A 17,577-nucleotide genomic window follows, 5' to 3' on the forward strand; every position below is an offset into this window, starting at 1 on the left:
GCGTCGGAAAACCAATTCATTTTCGTCCCCAGCCTGCGCCCCTCCCATATGCTGGCACCGTCACATACGCTACGTTAAAAAAGGATGGGTGCGTTTCCAGCAACTTCGACAACTCGTGTTGGGAAAGATGGATTGGAACTCGGTACAGATCGCTATCGTCCTGGTCCTCGTCGCCGTGGTGTTCTTCGGCTTTATCCGGGAGTTGGTACCGCCCGACGTGGTCGCGATGAGCGCTGTGGCTCTCTTACTCGCGCTCGGCATTCTCAACACTGACGACATCCTGGGCGTTTTCGGCAACAGCGCGCCGGTGACGGTCGGGGCCATGTTCGTCCTCAGTGCGGCCTTGGAGAGGACCGGCGTCATCGACGGTTTGGGACGCGTCGTCTCCCGTGCGGCAAAGTGGTCGCCGCTGGTGGCACTCGGGACGATGATGGTGAGCGTAATGCTCATGTCCGCCTTCATCAACAACACGCCTGTTGTCGTCATTCTCACCCCGGTGGTGATCGGTCTGGCTACCACGGTCCAGCTGCCCGCCTCCAAGTTCCTGATTCCGCTGTCTTTCGCCAGCATCTTCGGAGGCACGACGACTCTTATCGGCACGTCGACGAACATCCTCGTCGACGGCGTCGCGCAGAAGCAGGGGCTCGCACCTTTCGGGATGTTTGAAATCACGGCCGCCGGCCTCATCATGGCCGTCGTCGGTGTCGTCTACCTGGTTGTTGCCGGGCGATGGCTCCTGCCGGACCGCGACAGCCTCGCCGCGCTGCTTCCAAAATCGGAGGATCGGAAGTTCCTGGCCGAAGTGCTCGTGCCGGTCGGGTCGACGCTCACCGGGAAGAAGCTGAAAGAGGCCGGATTCACGGCGGAGCGTGGCTTTCGGGTCGTCGACCTGGTGCGAAACGACGTTTCCTACCGCTGGAGCCTCGACACTGTCGAGCTGAAAGCGGGCGATCGGGTCGTGGTGCGCAGCAAGATCGGCGACATGCTCGCCCTGCGCGAAGCAAGTGACGTCGCCTTTGGCGGTGGTGCGATCCATGCCGTGGAACCGATCGGTACCCAGGAAACCGTCGTCATGGAAGGCGTGGTGGGGCCGCAATCACGCTTTATCGGCCGCCGAGCAGCTGACCTCAACCTGCGGCGCCTTTATGGCGCCTACGTGCTTGCCTTGCATCGCCAGGGCGAAAACATCAGGGGAAACTTCAACGACGTACGGCTGCAGATGGGCGATACGATCCTGCTCGAAGGGCCGGCTGAGAGCATGCGCCGAATGTTCGACTATCGGGAACTGGTCAACCTCATCCAGCCGAGTGAGAAGCCGCTCAGGCGCAACAAGGCTCCCATCGCGATCGGCGCCGTCCTGCTGGTGATGGGGCTGGCGGCTTTCGAGGTCCTTCCAATCGCTGCGCTCGCCCTGATGGCGGCGATCATCGTCGTGGCTTTCGGATGCCTCGAGGCCGAGGACGCCTATACCTCGATCCGCTGGAACATCCTGTTCCTGATCTTCGGTATGCTGGCTCTTGGTATCGCGATGGAGCGAACGGGGGCTGCACGCCTCGTCGTCGATGCCTTTGCCGGTCTCATCAGCTCTTTCGGACCGCTGGCGGTGCTTTCTGCTGTCTACCTGATCACGTCGCTTCTAACCGAGATGATGAGCAATAACGCGGCCGCGATCTTGCTGACGCCTATCGCCGTGGGGCTTGCCCAGGCGCTCGGCGTCGATCCGAGACCTTTCGTCGTGGCGGTTATGTTTGCGGCAAGCGCCAGCTTTGCCACGCCAATCGGTTATCAGACGAACACCTTCGTCTACAATGCCGGCGGGTATCGGTTCGCCGATTTCCTCCGGATCGGGGTCCCGTTGAACCTGGTGATGTGGGTGACGGCAACGATCGTGATCCCGATCTTCTGGCCGCTGTGACGAAGGAAACCGTGAAGGACCGATGAGAGAAGACATGACGGAAGCCGAGCGGCACCCGCGCTGTCCAATCTGCGGCGGCACGAGCTTCGAGCCGGGGCCGCGCGGCCGCATGGCCCTAACCGGCGTCCTGCCCCGCTGCAGCGGATGCAAATCGCTGGAACGCCACCGTGCAGCCCGCGTCCTGTTTGACAGGCTCGGCCCCGCACGTTTCGCCGGCTGGTCGGCAATCCAGTTCAGTCCCGATCCAACGGTCGATCCGGCATGGTTCGGCTCCTTCGAACTGTCGGTCTATGGCCCCCCGGATGGGATCGACATCCAACAGATCGACCGCCCCGACGGCGCTTATGACTACGTCGGCTGCTCGCATGTCCTCGAGCATGTCGGCGACGACCGGGCGGCGCTCTGCGAGCTGTTACGGATCACCTCCCCGCGCGGTTTCGTCTATCTCAATATTCCGGATCCGTTTGCCGAGGAGGTGACGCGGGATTGGGGCTTTCCCAAACCGGAAAAGCATGGTCACTGGCGTGTCTACGGTCGAGACGTGGCCCTCCGCTTCGCTCGCTACATCCCGCGGCAGCCGGTCTTGGCCTATCGCGGAACCGATCCGGTCACGGGCGAGGCAACCGGCGCGTTCCTGCTGCCGAGGTCGGCGGAACCCTATCGATGGATCGTCGATCGGCTGGGAAAGGACGTGGAGCTCTTTTCCGGCCCTTCTCTCCAATCAGCGCATCGGTCCGACAATCGGAACTGATTCTCGGCTTTTGTCGTGCCGGGTGGCTCAGCCGGCGAGGGCCGAGCGATCGGACGACGACTCCTCCAAATGAATTCGATCGCGGCCCGCAAGCTTCGCCCGGTAGAGAGCGGCGTCGGCGCGGGCATAGAGGCTAAGGGCGGTATCGCTCGCCCGGGCCGAGGCGATGCCGGCAGAGAAGGTGTAGCGAAAGTCCGGATGCTCCTGCAGAGGCCTGGACATACGCACGGAGGCGAGCATCCTTTCGACGATCAACTGCGCCTGCTCGAGCGAGGTGGCGGGAAGGGTGAGCACGAACTCCTCGCCGCCGACCCGACCGAAGCAGTCCGTGCGCCGGACCAGGTCGTGGATCCGCTTCGCGAAATCCCGCAGCACCACATCGCCGACCTGATGGCCGAACTGATCGTTGATGGACTTGAAGCGGTCGATGTCGAGAACGCAGAGGCAACCGAAAGACGCCTCCTTGCTACCTTGGGGCTGCAACATGTCCTCGACCCGGGCGGTCACGAAGCGGCGGTTGGCGACCCCGGTGAGTTCGTCGGTATAGGAGGCCTTGATCGCCAGGTCCCGGTCCTGCCGGACCGCCCGGGTCTTCGCCTTGAGGCCGGTCACGTCGGTGGCGACGCACAGCATCCAGCCGTCCTTCCGCATCGTTTCGGTCATCCATAGCCACCGGCCGTCGTGAAGATCGGTTTCCATAGCCCTGAAGCCAACCTTGCCGCGGCGCGACTGCGTGGATCGCAGCCACTCTTCGAAATCGGTCGCATTGATCACGGTGCCGCGGCGCGCATGGAAATTCCGCCGCATCAGGTCCGGCCAGAGCGGCGTCTCGTCCGGCTCGATGAAGTAGGCCGAGCGAAAGGCCGGATTGGCGTAGCGCAGCCTGTCGAACTCGTCATAGGCGGCGACGAGGACAGGGGAAGATTCGAACAATTCGTATAGCCGGCTGATGTCCTTCTCCATGGCCCGACTTTAACCGATCTTCGTTATGCAAGCGTTAGACTGGCGGCGAGACTTCAGGGCTGTCTGCACCATCATCATGTCGAGAAAACGGCTGTAATGTGCGGAAGGAATGCCCTCATAGCGTGCGGACTTCCGAGCGGAGCCGGTTCGTTTCTTGGGTGTTTGCCAATGGGCGGCGATGCCATCCGGCTGCAAACTACAGCCGCCGGCCTTGCTTGTCGAAACCATGCAGGGTTTCCGGTCTTGCGACGACTTCGACCTCATCGTCTATGGCCATGCGCGAGCGGCCGGGTACGCGGAAAATGAGTGGCTCGCCATTGGCCAGAGTGCCGTGAACGTAGCTCTCTGCGCCGACGAGCTCGACGGCCCCTACGCGCACCTTTCCCCGGAAATGGTCGCCGCCCGCCCTCTCATCGGCGAGCGTGATATCCTCCGGCCGAATGCCGAGTGTCGCAATGTCGGGACGTCCGACGACAGCGTCCGGTGCCGACCAGACCACATGGTCGTCGGCCATCTCGAGCAGATTCATTGAGGGCGAGCCGATGAAGGTGGCGACGAAAGCGGTCGCCGGCTTCTCGTAAAGCTCGATCGGCGTGCCGACCTGTTCGATCCTGCCGCCGTTCAGAACGACGAGCCGGTCGGCAAGCGTCATGGCTTCCAGTTGGTCGTGGGTGACATAGACGCTCGTCGTGCCGAGGGTGCGCTGCAGGCGCTTGATTTCCACGCGCATCTGCACCCTGAGTTTTGCGTCGAGATTCGAGAGCGGTTCGTCGAACAGGAATGCTGCCGGTTCGCGAACGATGGCCCGACCCATGGCGACGCGCTGGCGCTGACCGCCGGAAAGCTGCCGCGGCTTGCGATCCAGAAAGGCCTCGATCTCCAGCGACTGCGCCGCCTTGGCAATCCGACTCTCTATTTCCTCTTTCGGTGTGTTCCGGTTCTTCAGCCCATAGGCAAGATTCTGCCGGACGGTCATGTGCGGATAGAGGGCGTAGTTCTGGAAAACCATGGCTATGTCGCGCTCGGAAGGCTCCAGCGCATTGACGACGCGGTTCCCGATCGCGATCTCGCCGGATGTGATGCTCTCCAGCCCGGCGATCATCCTGAGCAGCGTCGATTTCCCGCAGCCGGAGGGCCCCACGAGGACGATGAACTCGCCGTCGGCGATGTCGAGCGAAACGCCACGAATGGCGTCGATATTGCCGTGATAGGTTTTCCGAACCTCATTGAGAGTGATCGTTGCCATTATTTCTCCGTCTCAACCAGGCCTTTGACGAACCACCGCTGCATCACCACCACCACCACGACGGGAGGGATGATTGCAAGGATTGCGGTCACCATCACGTAGTTCCAGGGGGTGGATGCATCCGCGAAGTCCACCATCTTCCTGAGGCCGATGATGATGGTATTCATCCGGCTGTCGTTGGTGACCAGGAGCGGCCAGAGATATTGGGTCCAGCCATAGATGAAGAGGATGACGAACAGGGCGGCGATGTTGGTCTTCGAAAGCGGCAGCAGGATATCGCGCATGAAGCGGAGGGGCCCAGCATTGTCGATGCGGGCGGCCTCCACGAGTTCGCCCGGAATTGTCAGGAAAAACTGCCGGAAGAGGAAGGTCGCCGTTGCCGACGCCATCAAGGGCAGCGTGAGCCCGGCATAGGTATCGATCAGGCCGAGATCGACGATCACCTTGTAAGTCGGCAGGATCCGGACCTCCACCGGCAGCATGAGGGTGATGAAGATCATCCAGAAGAAAGCCATGCGCAGCGGAAACCGGAAAAACACGATCGCGAAGGCCGAGAGAAAGGAAATGACGATCTTGCCGACCGCGATCGCTATGGCGACGACGAAGGTATTGAACAGGAGCCGCTCGAGGCTGACGCCGACCACGCGTTCGACGCCGCCCGAAAGAGACTCGCCATAGTTCTCCGTCAGACGCCCGCCCGGGGCAAGTGGCATCGGAGGCCGGACGATCTCGGCTGACGTCATGCTCGAGGCAACAAAGGTGTAGTAGATCGGAAAGACGACGACGATGATGCCGAGAATCAGCATCAAGTGTCCGATCAGATTGGAGATGGGGCGCTTTTCAATCATCGGCGACATCAACCATAGTGGACCCGGCGTTCCACGAAGCGGAACTGGAACGCGGTGAGGGCGACGACGATGGCCATCAGGATGACCGACTGCGCGGCCGACGAGCCGAGGTTCAGATTGACGAAACCGTCATTATAGACCTTGTAGACGAGCGTTTCGGTCGCCTTTGCCGGACCGCCTCCGGTGACCGAGTGGATGATGCCGAACGTATCGAAAAAGGCGTAGACGGTGTTGACCACCAGCAGGAAGAACGTCGTCGGCGCGAGCAGGGGAAACACGATCGTCCAGAAGCGCCGCGTTCCGCGCGCGCCGTCTATCGCGGCTGCTTCGATCAGGGATCTCGGAATAGCCTGGAGGCCGGCAACGAAGAAGATGAAATTGTAGCTGATCTGCTTCCAGGCCGCGGCAATGACGATCAGCGTCATAGCGTGATTGCCGTTGAGCAGCGGATCCCAGTGAAAGCCGTTTCGCCGCAGGAGAAAGGCAAAGGTCCCCATCGCCGGACTGAACATGAACAGCCACAGCATGCCGGCGACCGCCGGCGCGACGGCATAGGGCCAGATCAGCAGGGTCCGGTAGAACGTCTGGCCGCGCACGACCCGATCGGCGGCTGTCGCCAGGAGCAGGGCGGCTCCCATCGACACCAGCGCCGTCAGCAGACTGAAGATCACCGTGACCTTCAGCGAGTTCAGATAGCTCGGGTCCGAGAGCACCGTGCTGAAATTGGCAATCCCGACGAAGCCGCTCTTCAGGCCGAAGGGATCCTCGCGCATGACCGACTGGTAGAGGGCCTGGCTGGCCGGCCAGAAGAAGAAGACGATCGTCAGTACGATCTGTGGGGCGACGAGGAGATAGGGAAGGATCCTGTTGGGGAAAGTGACGCGCTGCAAAGCAATCTCCAGAACGTTGGCCGGCTCGCGATCGCGAACCGGCCATGATCAGTCAGTTGCTGATTGCTGCCGCGATGGCAGCGTTGCCGCGCTCGACGGCTTTGTCGAGGGTCGTCTTGGCATCCTGCTGTCCCGCCAGCATCGCCTCGAACTCCTCATTGAGGATGTCGCGCACTTGCGGCAGGTTGACGAGGCGAACGCCCTTCGAATTCTCGGTCGGCGCCTTGCCCATCATCTGCAGGATCGGCGTTTCCCGGCCCGGGTTCTTCTCGTAGAAGTCCGACTTCTTGGTTTCTTCGTAGGCCGCCATCGTCACCGGCAGGTAGCCGGAGATCTGGTGTAGCTTGGCCTGAATATTCGTCTGGGAGAGGAAGTTGAAGAATTCGGCGACGCCCTTGTATTCCTCGTCGGACTTGCCCCCGAAGACCCAGAGGCTTGCCCCGCCCGGGATCGTGTTCTGGGGGCCATGTCCCTCGTAATAGGGAAGTTGGCCGATGCCGTAGTTGATGCCGCTCTTGACGATATCGCCGAGGCCACCTGACGATTCCGTCATGATGGCGCATTCACCGGAGGTGAAGAGCTGCTTGGCTTCCGACGTGCGCCCGCCATAGCGGAACACGCCGTCCTTGGCGAGATCGGCGATAGCCTGAAAATGCTCCACATAAAGGGGTACATTGATCTGGAGCTGGACGTCCAGGCCGGCGAGGCCGTTTTCATTGGTGCCGTAGGGCACGTCGTTCCACGCGGCGAAATTCTCGGTCTGGATCCACGTGAGCCAGGTCGAGGTCAGACCGCAAGGCGCAGCCTCGCTCTCCTTGATCTTCTTTGCCGCCTCGAACACTTCCGGCCAGGTCTTGGGCGGATTGTCGACATCGAGACCCGCCTTCTGGAAGGCATCCTTGTTGTAATAAAGGATCGGCGAAGACGAATTGTAGGGGAAGGACAGCATCGTCCCGTCCGGCTTGGAATAATAGGCGACGATCCCAGGCAGATACTGCGACTTGTCGAAGGTGTAGCCGCCTTTCTCGAGGACCTCCATGGCCGGCACGATCGCGCCCTCGGCCGCCATCATCGTGCCGCTGCCGGCATCGAAAACCTGAATGATCGCCGGCGGCTGCTTCGCGCGGAAAGCCGCGATCCCTGCATTTAACGTCTCCGGATAACTGCCTTTGAATACTGGCACGACCTTGTAGTCGCTCTGGCTATCGTTGAACTCCTTGGCGAGTTCTTCGACCATTTCATTGTTGGCGCCTGTCATTGCATGCCACCACTGCAACTCCGTGGCAGCCTGGGCCTGCGACGTGACGGCGCCGAAAATGGCAACGACAGTCGTGGAAACGGAAATCAATCGCATGGAAATCTCCTCCCTTGACGCGGCCGGACCCGAATGGATGCGATACGCGCCGACACCCTGCCGCTCCTCCCGTGAGCGGCGGACCTACTTCTAAAGTGGTCAAGTATCCAAACCACCGCTGGTCAAACATAGCGCCCCGAACACTCCTGTCGAGTGCCTCTTTCTTGCCATTTTGTCGGTGCGGATGGGTCGGCGGAACGGGCGAGCTTGTGCCGCAGTAGCGCTCGCCGAATCCGCAAGGAACCGGCGAGCGCTGACAGATCTTGCTGTTGCTACTTTCTCACGCCATCGGTGACGGCTTCGATGACCTGCGTGGCCATGGCGAATTCCCGGCCCCTGTTCTGGATGCGATGGCGTTTTGCGATCCAGCCGAAGTCCGTATAGGCGGCATAGACCGAGCCATCCTTCGCCTGATAGACGAGAACGCGCACGGGCCAGTCGAGGCCGGCGAGCGGATTGGCGGTGATGAACGTCGTGCCGAGCGCCGGATTGCCGAACAACACAAGGCGCGACGGCCGCACCTTGTTGCCGGCGTCGTTGCCGAGGCGCGCCTGGTCGATGACGCCGAAGAAGGTGATGCCCTTTTCTTCGACGCTGCGCTTGATCCGGTTCACCGTCTCGCTCACGGTGTAGCGACTTTTAACCGTGACGATTCCGTCTCTGTCTCCGGCATCAGCCGTCGAGAAGTGAGCCGACGCCGCGATTGCGGTAGCGATCAGGGCGGCCGATCGGATTGCATTGCTGACCTTCATCATCAGAAGCTCCTCTTTGTTGCCACGAGACCGCGCATTCTTTGGTGCCGGGTCGCTGTAGCGATTTGAATTGCTGCATGTTGTGTCCGAAGCCATGCAGTGGTGGTGCATCTCAAACATGCGGTTGGCCGGCTGATTTTGATAATGCCGTCTCTTGTCCGTTTCGATAATCGGACCTTATGGCGACCGGTTCGGCGCGCAGGGCCGAGGCAAACAGCATGGCGAGCGCTAGGGTGGCGACGAGCGCCAACACGCAGGCGTTCCATCCAAAATGATCATAGAGCTGCCCCACCAGCAGACTGCCGAAGAGTCCGCCGGTGTAATAGGAGGCGAGATAGGCGCCGCTGGCTGCCGCCTTCTCCGTGCCGGCAATGCGACCGACCTGGCTGGTTGCAAGCGCCTGAGCGAGAAAGGTGCCGATGGCGATCATGGCAAGGCCAACGAGCACCACGCCGAGGCTGTTGCTCAGGAGGGCAATGAGTCCGAGGACGGCGAAGAAGAGGGTGACGATAATGCCAACTCCGGCGCCGAGCCGACGCGCGATCAAACCGCCGAGCGATGTGGTGAACAGGGACGGCAGGAAAACGAAATAAATGAGGCCGAGCTGCATCGGCGAAAGTCCGAGCTCGACGAGACGGAAGTTGACATAGGTGTATGTCCCTATAAACACGAAGAGGATCAGGAAGCCGATGGCGAGCACGCTCTGAAGGCGTCGGTTGCCGAGCACCGAGGGCCAACTCCCGTTTATCGCCCTCCCGCGCTGGTCCGGCATCATCCGCTCCGTTCGCTTCAAGGTGGTCCATACGAGGGCCGCGCCGGCGAGGTTGAGAAGCGCGAAGGTCTGGAAGTTGATCGACAATCCGCCGAGATCGGCAACCGCAGCCGAGAGAATGCGTCCAAAGAGGTTGCTGGCGACATTGCCGGTGACATAGGCCGCAAGCGCGCCCGTTATCCGCTCCGCCGGGAAGCGCTCCGCAAGATAGGCCATGGTGAGGGTGAAGGCGGTCGCCATGCAAAGGCCCTGTGCCACACGCAGCCCGGCAAAGAGAGCGATGTCCCGGGTTGTCGAAAGTAGCGCGGTCGGGACGGCAAGCAGTGCGAGACTGATCCAGATGCCGTTTCGCCGGTCCAGGGTGCGCCCGAAAAGGCCGACGACGAGGCTGGCGACCGCCATGCCGAAGGTGCTGGCATTGACCGCGAAGCCCATGGTGGCCCGGCTGACCCCGAACTCGCGCTGCAGCGACGGCAGGATCGCCTGCGCGGCGAAGAGGTCGACGAGGGTCAGGAATGCGATGAGGGCAATTATGCCGAAATGCCAGCGGTCGGCCGCCGGGCTTGCCAAGACGGACTCGGATGTCGGCAGCGAGACGCGATCGAGCTTCTCCATCACCTATGCTCCTTGGAAACGGACGCTTCCCGCCAGCGGCCGGAAACGTCCTGGGTGGGTGCGTTGCGACCTACAGCGCCGCGTCTTTTAAGACGCGCAAAGATCGCTGTAGGTCTTTGACTTGGCGCATCGGTTCCAATCTCGGGCCGAGAACGGCGGACGAAGAGAAGTGTGCGCAGTCCCCGCCCGCATGCCGAACTAACGCCCTCAAAACCGATCACGTGTATGTTTCAGCTCATCCTGAAATCATCGTGATCCGGCTGCGGCTCACATGGTGTGGTCGTCGTCCTGCATTGGCGGGAGGATGTCGGCCGAGTAAAGGAGGGCCGGCTTCGAGCCGTTGTTCTTCCACCAATGGGCAAGTTCGCCGAACTCGGCAGTTGTTTCGCCAGCCTTGTGTTCGATCGGGACCTTGCAGCTGCTGCGATATTCGGTGATCGAGCCCTCGACGATCAGAATGTTGGCTGGACGTGCCTCATGCGAATGCCATGGCACCACGCCGCCCGGCTGGACGACGAGCTTGCGCAGACGCAAGGTGCTGCCCTTCCAATCACCGCCCTTTGGCGAAAGGTCGATCGAGGCGAGGACGTCGTCGGTGACGCCTTCCGGTGCGGTTGCACCCGGAGCCATGGCATCGGTCGCGACCTGGTCGGCCGGGCAATCCCCGGCGAAGGCTGGCATTGTGGTGAAGGTCGGGGCGAAAAGGCCAAGCGTTACAGCAAGGAGGGTCAGGCGGCCTGCGGTGAACTTCAAGGTCATGTCGGATTCTCCTTTGTGGGATCGCCGGAGATATTCCGGCGGCACGAGAAGAGTGCGGGAGATTTCGCCGACAAAGAAATGCCGCCTGTTTTTGAATTCCATAGCCCAGGGCTATCGCAGAAGAGAGGGCGCGCAGCCGCTTTTGCGGCCGAAGAACTGATCGTGTTCCGGTAGGATCAGGCGATACGCCGCATATCGATCCCGGAGTGCGGGGCGGCCCAGCCATAGGACTTCACCGATCCGACGAAGGTCGCGACGGCCGGCGAAAACCGCCGACCGGCAACAGTCACGAGACACACATCGCGCGTCACTTCGGGATCGGTAACCGGTCGCACCTGCAGCCCTGGAATGACCGCACTGTATTCGGGGATGAAGCAGATGCCCAGGCCACCGGCGACCATATTCTGGATCCAGTCCTCCCGCTCGCTCGAATAGGATATCCGCGTCTTGACACCAACGGACTCGCAAAGATCGGTAAGATAATCCCAGTATTCGCAATTCACACGCCGGAGATAGATTTCGCCGTCTATAGCCGTAATTGGTATGGCATCGTACTGGCAAAGGCGATGGCCGGGGGGAAACGCCAGCATGAATCTCTCGCGGAAAAGCGGCGTCACGTCGAAACGTTCGGGGAAGCGGTCGCTGCTCGCCATGATGGCGACGTCGATTTCACCGGACTCGAGCAGTTCCGACAGCCGGGCGGGCACGCCTTCCACAAGCTGAAGCTGAATGCCGCGGTGGCGCATGTTGAAGTCGGTGAGCAGGCCGGTAAAGCGGCGCGGCCCGATCGTGCACATGATTCCGACTTTGACATGTGCATCTTCGAGACAGAGAAAACGCGTAGCCTCCTGCCGGACGCCGGACAATTCGTCCAGAATCGACTGGAAGCGCGGCCTCAGCAGGTTTCCAAGATCGGTCAGATGGGTAAGGTTGCGCTCGCGTCGGAACAAAAGGCCGCCGACCTCGTCCTCGAGTTGCTGAATGGCGCGGCTCAAGGCCGGCTGGGTGACATTGCATTTCTCCGCCGCGCGCGTGAAGTTGCGGGTATCGCATACCGCCAGGAAATAACGAACGTGGTGAATGTCCATACCTGCCCCCCGAAAAGCCTTTTTGGCATGTTCTTCGGATCGGATCCGGTCCAAAATGTATGATTTCAGATACTGTGGCGATCCGCCCTTGAGTCTCGATTAATGCGAAGCGCCGCAGTCGAGGCGATGAATTTCCTTTGTGCGCGCCGCCTTCGCCAATGCAATTCACCTATCGAATTCATAGCACAGTGGCATTTCAGTTGAAATGAATAGAGCGCCATTCTCTTCCCCGGAAAAAGGCCCTTCGGCCCAAATGTGAGGAGACGTGGACATGCTGAAAAGTACCGCAGAAATCGACTCGATGCTCGGGCGCAGAGCGCTCGAGGGCCGCAGCGCCATCGTCACCGGTTCCACCAGCGGCATTGGTCTTGGCATCGCTCAGGCGCTTGCCAAGGCGGGCGCGGCGGTGATGCTCAATGGCTTCGGCGACCCGGCCGAGATCGAACGGCAGCGGGCCGAAATGGCGGAGGAAAACGATGTCGACATTGCCTATGACAGCGCCGACATGTCGAGCTCCGCGGCAATCCGGATGATGGTCGAGCGCGCCAGCGCCCGCTTCGGGCAGGTGGATATCGTTGTAAACAATGCCGGCATCCAGCACGTCGCACCGATTGCCGAATTCCCGGCGGGGAAGTGGGACGCGATCCTCTCGATCAATCTGTCCGCCGCCTTCCATCTCGTCCAGGCGACCTATGGCGAGATGCGCGCCCGTGGTTTCGGGCGCATCATCAACGTCGCCTCGGCCCACGGCCTCGTCGCCTCGCCCTTCAAATCGGCTTATGTTGCTGCCAAGCACGGCCTCGTCGGATTCACCAAGGTGGTGGCTCTCGAGGGCGCGGAATTCGGTATTACCGCCAATGCGATCTGTCCCGGTTATGTCTGGACGCCGCTCGTCGAACAACAGATCGAAGACCAGGCAAAATCGCATGGCATCGCTCGCGATGCGGTCATCCGCGACGTGTTCTTGAAGAACCAGCCCACGAAGCGCTTCGCAACGGTCGAGGAGATGGGCGCGCTCAGCGTCTTTCTCTGCAGCAGCGCAGCCGCGTCGATTACCGGGACTGCCATCCCGGTCGACGGTGGCTGGACGGCCCACTGAGCGAGAGGAAGAGAGCGATGAACAAGCACGCCACCATGAACATGCCCGTAGTTCAGGACGAGGAGATATCCTCCAGGGTTGCGGCGCGACCGCCGCGAACCCTCAATCTGGCGCTGCAGGGAGGTGGCGCGCACGGCGCTTTCACCTGGGGCGTGCTCGACCGGCTGCTCGACGAGCCGAGCCTTTCCTTCGAAGGCGTCGTCGCAACGAGCGCCGGAGCCATGAATGCCGCGGTCCTTGCCTATGGGCTGGCAGAGGGAGGGCGCAGCGGCGCGCAGAAGGCGCTTGCCAATTTCTGGCGCCGTATCAGCCATGCAGCCGCCTTCAGCCCGCTTCAGCCGAGCTTTCTCGATCGCATGACGGGCTCGAAATCATTGGAGCACTCGCCAGCCTTCGTCATCTTCGACATGGTGACGCGACTGCTGTCGCCCTACCAGTTCAATCCGTTGAACTACAATCCGCTGCGTCGGGTGCTTGAGCAGTCCATCGAGCTCGATGCGATCCGCATGGCGCGTTGTCCGGTCAAGCTCAATATCTGCGCAACCAATGTGCGTACCGGCAAGGTCAAGGTGTTTTCGAATGACGAGATTTCGATCGATGCCGTCATGGCATCAGCCTGTCTGCCCTTCCTGTTCCAGGCCGTCGAGATCGACGGCGAGGCCTATTGGGACGGCGGCTATATGGGGAATCCCGCGATCTTTCCGTTGATCTATAGCTGCGACACGCCGGACGTGCTGGTGGTCCATATCAATCCCCTGGAGCGAACGGAACTGCCGCGAACGGCAGGGGAGATCCTCAACAGGATCAACGAAATCAGCTTCAACTCCTCGCTGCTCCGCGAGATGCGGGCGATTGCCTTCGTGACGCAACTGATCGATTCCAAGGCCGGCGATGGCCTCGATCTGAAGCGCATCTTCGTGCACGGCATTTCCGACGACGAGACGATGAGAAACTTAAGCGTCTCGAGCAAGCTCAATGCCGAATGGGGCGCCCTCGTCGACCTGCGCGACCGCGGCCGAGAATGCGCCGAGGCGTGGCTCGAGGAAAACTATGACGCGATCGGCAATCGCTCCAGCGTCGACATCAGCACGCGCTATCTCTAGAGCGCGTTTCGATCTGACTGGATCAGATCGGCGCTCTAACGCTTGAGGCATGATCTTATCGATCCTCGTTTCACTCCGGTCGGATCATGCTCTAACTTAAGCTAAAGCTAGTTGCTCCAAGCGGAATCATAGCTCCATGCCTCATACGTTTCGATACGGCCCCCGTCGGTGGACTTCACTTCAAGCGAGGTCAGGTCTGTGATCTTATAGGTACGGCGCGTCCCGCAGACCGCGCCCCCATTGGCGAAGACCTCGACGACGCCGCGATCGAAGAACAACGTCAACCGTTCGAGCGTCAGCGGCGCTGAGCGGTACTCGATGTCACCATTATCCTCCGCCACGGCCAGCTCAAGCCGGCGGGCGCTGTGAGCCAACCTAAAGCTCTCCCCGTCGCTGCCCCGCGCGATGATCTGAACTCCATCCAGATCGCCTGCCAAAGACAACTCGATGGGACGCCCCGGTTCGCATGCGAATTGAAAAGGTGCAGACTGGGCAAGAGTGCGGGCGCGCAGGCGCTGGCAACCCTTCTCCGGCATCATTGTCAAATTGCGTTGGGCGTCGAGGCCGAGCACGCGCGGGAGCGACAGCTCCCCGCTATACGGCGAACCTCCTGGCTTGCGGAATTCCCAATTGAAGAGCCAGGCAAAAGCGATCTGGCGGTCCTTTGCCAGGAAGCTCTGCATCGCGTAAAAATCCGTGCCGAAATCCAACTCCTGCAAAGTGGGAGTCGCGGGCATGAAGCGGTCGCCCTCGAACGTGCCGACCTGTGCGTAAAGCAGGTTATGACGGCCGGTTTCCGGCTCAGTGTATCCTACAAAGCCCATCACCAGCACATGATGACAATCGAGCTCGAAAAAATCCGGGCACTCCACGCAGCGTGCGCCGTGCCGGCGAAAATGCTCGGGAGCGCGATAGAGGACGGACAAGAATTTCCAGTCCTCGCCGTCCTCGGACCCATAGAGCAGGACGGCCGGATCACCGTCGATCGCCGCGCCGAGGACCATCCGAAATGTGCCGCGGGCCGCATCGTACCACACCTTGGGGTCACGGAAGTCGTGGGCACTACCATCGGGACCGTTGACAAGCACCAACTTATCGGCATCCGGACGCAGGAGATCGGCCGATGGCAGCACTCGCTTCTGCACCTCCTTGTAGTCCTTGAACAGGTCATAGGCCGGCAGTCGTTCTGTGTAGTAGAAGCTGAGCTTGCCCTCGGGGCCAACGAAGGCACTTCCCGAGAAGGCGCCGCCGGTGGCGCCTAGCGACCAAAGATTCTGTTCCGGATGCAGGAAGATCGGCAGATGGATCCAACGGTAGAGATCATCGCTGACGGCATGGCCCCAGTGCATGGGTCCCCATTCGGATTCAACGGGGTGGAACTGGTAAAAGAGGTGATAGCGGCCGTCGACGAAACACAGCCCGTTCGGATCGTTCATCCAGGCCTGAAACGGCGAGAATCTGAGCTGCGGGCGATTTGCATCGCTCTCGTACCACTCCGGCCAGGATGTCCTCGGTCGAGCGATGACGCGGCCATCGCGCAACTCCAAGAAAGTCACGCCTTTCTCAGCAACGTCGTCCGGGTTGAAGCTGTAAAGCAGTGGAATTTCAATGGCGCCATGGTCCCATTCTAGCGTGAGCGGACCGGCCGCATAATGAGTATAGGAATAGAATTGAAAATAGGGCGGCAGCCGCGCGATCCGGTAAACGACCCGATCGCCGGCACGCAGAACGAAGGCATCGGCGTCATCCTCCGGAGCTGATTTTCCAGGCTTCTTCCGAGCCCAGATCTCGAACCGCACGCCGCGCTCAGCATCCAATTGCGCCCTGTTCTTCATTCGATGGCCTTATTGATGATTTTTTCCGACACTGAATTTCGAGAGTCAGCGTTTGATTTATATTGAAAGTTCCCCATTTTTCCCGGGAACTGGGGTGCCCCTAAATGCATTCTTTGTTTTGTCCATCTCAACCTGTTCGTCATTCCCTGAATCTAGGACTATATTACGTACAGAGCCTTTTTGAACTAGTACAGACGTTACTTCAAGCTCCTTCAAATTGCTAATTGAAAGCAACGCTCCCACTTGTGTTGAAAAACAGGCACTGTTTGGTGCATCAATGGTGTGCGATATTTCGGTTGTGGCCACGATATGATTATTGGCTATGTAATTGCCGATACCGGAGACAACGTTGATTATCACCGGCTTTACGCCGGCAGGCTTGACATATTCGGTATCTATTGTTTCCGAGATGTGGTTCGCAATTATCGAATTGTTGCTGCCGTCGATTTGCAAAAGTCCGAACAGATCATCCAAGCCGTTATCGTACTTCTGCATCGGTGCCCACGGCTCGCGATCTCGCAAAAAGTGATTTGAGGAAACCAAATTTTCGCAACAGTTGGCAGCAAAAACCAACATTCCGGGATAAAACGAATGGAATCTATTTCCTGTGAGCGAGGAACGCACCACGCCGGAAAAATAGACACTGCTGGCACCTCGAGGGAATACGTTGTTTGAGGATACTAGAATGCCTCCGTAATTTTCGGCATAAATGGAATGTCCTCTATATCCGGCTCCGACAAAATTATTCGCAATTCTTGAGGCCTGCCCCATACCTTTCAGTTCGATACAGTTCCCGCACTCGGCAATGAAGTTGTTGTCTATCGCCAGCGCATCTGCATCATAAACAATAACTCCATGCTCCAGATAGATGAGACCCATTCCCGTTATTCGGAATGAGTCATTGGCGCTACCTACATATATTCCCGTTTTGCCATTCTTGTATGTATTTTCCGGATCATTTTGCTCCGAACCATCACTAATGAAGTGCAAGCCATCGATGCAAAAGTCGGCAAACTCCACAGAGCTTATGCGAGGATTCCCAGTTCGCTTGACATAAAATGCAGCTCCGGCAGCCTCACCGTCGGCGGCATCTGGAGAAATGTCCACAAGCATGCGACTTCCGCCCGGCCACACTTCGTGCCAGCGTGCCGCCTCGTGTGCGGGTGTGTTGAAACGGATGCTCGAAGACGTAAAACCGTGTCCGGAGCCCACAATTTTCAGATAGCTCACGTCTATAACGACTTGAGTGGCAAGACGGTAATCGCCCGGCGGTACATAGATTACTGCTCCAGGTTTCCCGCCGTCATTTTGATCGGAAACAGTTTGCCTGCTTTTAATATCCGCAATGATGCTATTGATGACCGCTCCAATATCCTCATAGGGATTACCCACCGGATACTTTGTCACGTCGTAACAGTTTTCGCTAAGTATTGTTAATGTCTTCTCGGACATTTCTTACTCCAGAGCGGTAGTAGACTGATGTTCTTGATCGGCTTGTTACTTGCAAACTGACCGGGTAACGCGTTCAACCAGCTCTCCCACTGGGTTTCCTAGCTGGAGACCCGAAGGAGCCACAGGCGATGGGTG

The 17,577-nt window shown here is 59.8% G+C and carries 15 protein-coding genes; 4 read left to right on the forward strand and 11 right to left on the reverse strand.

Annotated features, from left to right (window positions below; all coding sequences use genetic code 11):
• Positions 1–127: 127 nt before the first annotated feature.
• Together EKH55_RS21425 and EKH55_RS21430 are read left to right on the forward strand one after the other, a co-directional pair.
• Positions 128–1,915, forward strand: a complete 1,788-nt coding sequence (locus EKH55_RS21425; RefSeq protein ID WP_151613049.1) for an SLC13 family permease — start codon at positions 128–130, stop codon at positions 1,913–1,915.
• A gap of 34 nt (positions 1,916–1,949) precedes the next feature.
• Positions 1,950–2,666, forward strand: coding sequence for a class I SAM-dependent methyltransferase (locus EKH55_RS21430; RefSeq protein WP_192803861.1), 717 nt, complete (start codon positions 1,950–1,952; stop codon positions 2,664–2,666).
• A gap of 27 nt (positions 2,667–2,693) precedes the next feature.
• On the opposite strand, the gene EKH55_RS21435 is transcribed toward EKH55_RS21430, so the two are convergent.
• The 9 genes from EKH55_RS21435 to EKH55_RS21475 all read right to left on the reverse strand — a co-directional run bounded on the left by EKH55_RS21435 (position 2,694) and on the right by EKH55_RS21475 (position 11,953).
• Positions 2,694–3,629 carry a sensor domain-containing diguanylate cyclase gene (locus EKH55_RS21435; RefSeq protein WP_151613051.1) on the reverse strand — a complete coding sequence of 312 codons (936 nt, stop codon included), beginning with the start codon at positions 3,627–3,629 and terminating at the stop codon, positions 2,694–2,696.
• 196 nt (positions 3,630–3,825) lie between these two features.
• Complete coding sequence (locus tag EKH55_RS21440; RefSeq protein WP_151613052.1) at positions 3,826–4,875, reverse strand: sn-glycerol-3-phosphate import ATP-binding protein UgpC; 1,050 nt, start codon at positions 4,873–4,875, stop codon at positions 3,826–3,828.
• Positions 4,875–5,723 carry a sn-glycerol-3-phosphate ABC transporter permease UgpE gene (gene ugpE, locus EKH55_RS21445; RefSeq protein WP_151613053.1) on the reverse strand — a complete coding sequence of 283 codons (849 nt, stop codon included), beginning with the start codon at positions 5,721–5,723 and terminating at the stop codon, positions 4,875–4,877. The genes EKH55_RS21440 and ugpE overlap by 1 nt, the downstream gene beginning before the upstream one ends.
• 8 nt (positions 5,724–5,731) lie before the next feature.
• Positions 5,732–6,613 carry a sn-glycerol-3-phosphate ABC transporter permease UgpA gene (ugpA, locus tag EKH55_RS21450; protein ID WP_069459380.1) on the reverse strand — a complete coding sequence of 294 codons (882 nt, stop codon included), beginning with the start codon at positions 6,611–6,613 and terminating at the stop codon, positions 5,732–5,734.
• 52 nt (positions 6,614–6,665) lie between these two features.
• The gene (ugpB, locus tag EKH55_RS21455) at positions 6,666–7,973 is read right to left on the reverse strand and encodes a sn-glycerol-3-phosphate ABC transporter substrate-binding protein UgpB (protein ID WP_427915871.1); all 1,308 of its coding nucleotides are present in this window, start codon (positions 7,971–7,973) and stop codon (positions 6,666–6,668) included.
• A gap of 266 nt (positions 7,974–8,239) precedes the next feature.
• Complete coding sequence (locus EKH55_RS21460) at positions 8,240–8,722, reverse strand: DUF302 domain-containing protein (RefSeq protein ID WP_151613055.1); 483 nt, start codon at positions 8,720–8,722, stop codon at positions 8,240–8,242.
• Between the two features lie 109 nt (positions 8,723–8,831).
• The gene (locus EKH55_RS21465) at positions 8,832–10,106 is read right to left on the reverse strand and encodes an MFS transporter (RefSeq protein WP_151613056.1); all 1,275 of its coding nucleotides are present in this window, start codon (positions 10,104–10,106) and stop codon (positions 8,832–8,834) included.
• A gap of 267 nt (positions 10,107–10,373) precedes the next feature.
• Positions 10,374–10,865 carry a cupin domain-containing protein gene (locus tag EKH55_RS21470; RefSeq protein ID WP_151613057.1) on the reverse strand — a complete coding sequence of 164 codons (492 nt, stop codon included), beginning with the start codon at positions 10,863–10,865 and terminating at the stop codon, positions 10,374–10,376.
• 176 nt (positions 10,866–11,041) lie between these two features.
• Positions 11,042–11,953, reverse strand: a complete 912-nt coding sequence (locus tag EKH55_RS21475; RefSeq protein WP_151613058.1) for a LysR family transcriptional regulator — start codon at positions 11,951–11,953, stop codon at positions 11,042–11,044.
• A 271-nt stretch (positions 11,954–12,224) separates the two neighbouring features.
• On the opposite strand from EKH55_RS21475, the gene EKH55_RS21480 reads away from it, so the two are divergent.
• Positions 12,225–13,052, forward strand: a complete 828-nt coding sequence (locus EKH55_RS21480) for a 3-hydroxybutyrate dehydrogenase (RefSeq protein WP_151613059.1) — start codon at positions 12,225–12,227, stop codon at positions 13,050–13,052.
• Positions 13,053–13,069: 17 nt separating this feature from the next.
• Entirely contained in the window at positions 13,070–14,155 is a 1,086-nt protein-coding gene (locus tag EKH55_RS21485) for a patatin-like phospholipase family protein (RefSeq protein WP_151613060.1), read from the forward strand.
• Between the two features lie 107 nt (positions 14,156–14,262).
• Here the strand turns inward: EKH55_RS21485 and EKH55_RS21490 are convergent, their stop codons facing one another.
• Positions 14,263–15,990 carry a GH32 C-terminal domain-containing protein gene (locus EKH55_RS21490; RefSeq protein ID WP_151613061.1) on the reverse strand — a complete coding sequence of 576 codons (1,728 nt, stop codon included), beginning with the start codon at positions 15,988–15,990 and terminating at the stop codon, positions 14,263–14,265.
• 57 nt (positions 15,991–16,047) lie between these two features.
• Positions 16,048–17,421 carry a NosD domain-containing protein gene (locus EKH55_RS21495; RefSeq protein WP_192803878.1) on the reverse strand — a complete coding sequence of 458 codons (1,374 nt, stop codon included), beginning with the start codon at positions 17,419–17,421 and terminating at the stop codon, positions 16,048–16,050.
• Positions 17,422–17,577: the final 156 nt, after the last annotated feature.

Origin of the sequence: Sinorhizobium alkalisoli (assembly GCF_008932245.1) — a bacterium.
In the GTDB taxonomy this organism is placed as follows: domain Bacteria; phylum Pseudomonadota; class Alphaproteobacteria; order Rhizobiales; family Rhizobiaceae; genus Sinorhizobium; species Sinorhizobium alkalisoli.

What these genes read in the sequence shown, in the direction of transcription:
- EKH55_RS21470 (WP_151613057.1), bottom strand. Translation starts at nt 10,865, where the DNA reads ATGACCTTGAAGTTCACCGCAGGCCGCCTGACCCTCCTTGCTGTAACG.
- ugpE (WP_151613053.1), bottom strand. Translation starts at nt 5,723, where the DNA reads ATGATTGAAAAGCGCCCCATCTCCAATCTGATCGGACACTTGATGCTG.
- EKH55_RS21440 (WP_151613052.1), bottom strand. Translation starts at nt 4,875, where the DNA reads ATGGCAACGATCACTCTCAATGAGGTTCGGAAAACCTATCACGGCAAT.
- EKH55_RS21430 (WP_192803861.1), top strand. Translation starts at nt 1,950, where the DNA reads ATGACGGAAGCCGAGCGGCACCCGCGCTGTCCAATCTGCGGCGGCACG.
- EKH55_RS21480 (WP_151613059.1), top strand. Translation starts at nt 12,225, where the DNA reads ATGCTGAAAAGTACCGCAGAAATCGACTCGATGCTCGGGCGCAGAGCG.
- EKH55_RS21465 (WP_151613056.1), bottom strand. Translation starts at nt 10,106, where the DNA reads ATGGAGAAGCTCGATCGCGTCTCGCTGCCGACATCCGAGTCCGTCTTG.
- EKH55_RS21485 (WP_151613060.1), top strand. Translation starts at nt 13,070, where the DNA reads ATGAACAAGCACGCCACCATGAACATGCCCGTAGTTCAGGACGAGGAG.
- EKH55_RS21490 (WP_151613061.1), bottom strand. Translation starts at nt 15,990, where the DNA reads ATGAAGAACAGGGCGCAATTGGATGCTGAGCGCGGCGTGCGGTTCGAG.
- EKH55_RS21475 (WP_151613058.1), bottom strand. Translation starts at nt 11,953, where the DNA reads ATGGACATTCACCACGTTCGTTATTTCCTGGCGGTATGCGATACCCGC.
- EKH55_RS21425 (WP_151613049.1), top strand. Translation starts at nt 128, where the DNA reads ATGGATTGGAACTCGGTACAGATCGCTATCGTCCTGGTCCTCGTCGCC.
- EKH55_RS21435 (WP_151613051.1), bottom strand. Translation starts at nt 3,629, where the DNA reads ATGGAGAAGGACATCAGCCGGCTATACGAATTGTTCGAATCTTCCCCT.
- EKH55_RS21460 (WP_151613055.1), bottom strand. Translation starts at nt 8,722, where the DNA reads ATGATGAAGGTCAGCAATGCAATCCGATCGGCCGCCCTGATCGCTACC.